The organism is Desulfovibrio inopinatus DSM 10711 (genome assembly GCF_000429305.1).
In the GTDB taxonomy this organism is placed as follows: Bacteria; Desulfobacterota; Desulfovibrionia; order Desulfovibrionales; family Desulfovibrionaceae; genus Alteridesulfovibrio; species Alteridesulfovibrio inopinatus.
In genome coordinates this window covers 1-1,509 of the sequence record NZ_AUBP01000064.1, presented here as the reverse complement: position 1 = coordinate 1,509, position 1,509 = coordinate 1, and the positions used below count along the sequence as shown (strand labels likewise).

At 58.6% G+C, this 1,509-nt stretch carries 3 protein-coding genes; all 3 read right to left on the bottom strand.

The genetic code is table 11. The features are described from left to right. The coding region (locus G451_RS0120330; RefSeq protein ID WP_027185684.1) for a helix-turn-helix domain-containing protein at positions 1 to 610 on the bottom strand (610 nt) is incomplete at its 3' end. Continuing rightward, a complete protein-coding gene (locus G451_RS30750) occupies positions 597 to 1,304 on the bottom strand; it encodes an AAA family ATPase (RefSeq protein WP_034643229.1) in 708 nt (235 codons plus the stop codon). The genes G451_RS30750 and G451_RS0120330, both read right to left, overlap by 14 nt. 1 nt (position 1,305) lies before the next feature. Beyond that, positions 1,306 to 1,509: hypothetical protein (locus G451_RS34650; protein ID WP_034643226.1), on the bottom strand; the 204-nt coding region annotated here is incomplete at its 5' end.

The following is a 1,509-nucleotide window of genomic DNA, read 5'->3' as shown; positions in this document are numbered from 1 at the left end:
CGCTTTCAGCATGATCGTCCTCCAGTTCCTTCAAGAGTGTTTCCACCGTTCCGCACAGTCCCAGCGCCTCTGCACGCCGGTCCGCCACATGCCGGGCCGCGCCCGTACACACCAACTGATTGAGCCGCACGGCCGCTTCAACCAGCGGGTCCGGTTCCCAGGGCGTCACGACAGGGCAGTCCACCATTTTTTGCGCCTGCACGGTGAGCCGCCAAATTTTTTCCTTGCCGGTTCGTTCCGCATTCCACCGGCAGCCCGCTTCCGACACATACCCGGCAGCCCGATATTCCCGCATCCGTTTGTACAAATACGAAGGGCTGGTCCCGGCGAGTTGTGCGATTTCACCGCAGGTAAATCTCGGACTCATGCGCATGGCCGCCCAGATTTTGGCCTCCCGTTCTGCCGGTGGAGCCTGTTGGGCTTCCACAAAGGCGTACACCCCGTGCGCCAACCGCTTGAGTTCTCGGCTTGTCACAAGGCTATCAACCGCTGTTTTCGCCTGTGCTTTGGGCAGATCGAGCGTTTCACGCATTATTTTCAGACGAAACGCCCCGGATGCGGCCGCAAACTGCCGCACCCGCCCGGTAATACTGTCTTCACGCGTTGCCATGCTTGCCTCCCAATAGTGCGGGCAAGGCCTGCACCATATCCGGCACCACCGTTGTGGTCCCGCCGGCTTTCGCCATCCGGGCCAATCCCGAAACGTCGCGGTATACCAATCGAAAATCCCCATCCGACCGTTGAGCAATGAGCTGGCCCGCTTCCGGTGCCAACGCCAACCCGGCCGCTTTGCTGGCAAACAACAAAATGTCTTCCGCCGTGATCGGTCCGAATTCCACCACCCCGACAACGCGCGACCACAAGCGCCGCTTGGCATTGAGCATGGGGTACAATGACTCTTCACCAACCAGCACTACGGGCACGCCCGTAATGTCATGAATGTCCCGCCAATGTTCCACCAGCTTGGGATTGAGCCGGTCCGCTTCATCCACAATGATAGTCCGCTTGGCTTTATCCAATTTTTCGCACGCCATCGTCATGGCCTTGGCCGTGGTATGCGGTTCGCACTTGCAGAGTTCAAAACAGAGCGCCGCCAACATGGCCCGAGGCGTCCAACCTTCGAGCGTCCGCATATAGAGCGCCTTGGTCTGTGTGGCGTACCGTTTGGCGCACACCGTCTTGCCCCGACCGGCCCGGCCATACACAAGGCCAAGCCCGGGCTGTCCTTCCGCGATATCTTCCAAATTGGTCATCATATCCTGAAATTCCCGCACGTTCTGCGTGCGCAAAAACACATCGTTCATGTCAGGCTACCTTTTTTTTTAACGCAATCATTTGCCGCAAATCCTCGAACCCGTCCCGGTAGCGCTCAAACTCCACCGCGCCTTCAAAGGCCGTCATAAAAGCCGCGTCGTCATCCGTAAGCGTCAACCCGAATTCTTCGACATGGCGCACACACCATTCATACCGGCCCGCACTGCTGGCAAAATAGGCGGGTCGTGCATGGAT

Coding starts and splice junctions, on each gene's coding strand:
- G451_RS30750 (WP_034643229.1), bottom strand. CDS start 1,304: ATGAACGATGTGTTTTTGCGCACGCAGAACGTGCGGGAATTTCAGGAT.